This is a genomic window from Corallococcus sp. AB038B (assembly GCF_003668955.1).
Lineage (GTDB): Bacteria > Myxococcota > Myxococcia > Myxococcales > Myxococcaceae > Corallococcus > Corallococcus exiguus.
Genome location: NZ_RAWO01000197.1, coordinates 1 through 418, shown reverse-complemented (window position 1 = coordinate 418; position 418 = coordinate 1). Strand labels below are relative to the sequence as shown.

At 67.7% G+C, this 418-nt stretch carries 1 protein-coding gene; it reads right to left on the bottom strand.

What is annotated here, in order from left to right:
• Positions 1-306, bottom strand: a 306-nt coding sequence (locus tag D7Y04_RS43000; protein ID WP_199749838.1) for a chalcone isomerase family protein, incomplete at its 3' end; no start/stop codon positions are given.
• Positions 307-418 lie beyond the last annotated feature (112 nt).

Here is a 418-nt window from a genome sequence, read left to right as displayed (position 1 = left end):
CACGAGCTGCTCGCGGCTGATGTTGCGCAGGAAGCGGAAGTGGAGGCGCTTGACGGAGTTGGAGGCGATGGCCTCGGACGCGCTGCGCGGCTGGTTCTCCAGGTAGAGGCTCCACACGTAGACCTTGAAGAACAGTCGCTTCTGCAACTGCATATGCGCGAGCGCAATCCTGCGCCCCTGCAGCGTCAGCGAGTCCGGCATGTCGACGCCGCCGACCTGCTTCTGCCCCGCCTGGGCCGTACCCACGGCGAGCACCATGCCGAGCACGAGCCACCGCGCACCTATGCGCCCCGCCAGAGTTCTCATGCGTCGGTCCCCCGAACCCCTCTCAATCCGGTACCGCGTACGGTGCGCACGGACGCTCCGGACCGCCACCGTCTGAAACCCCGGGGCTGTACGGCAGTGGACGGGGACCACG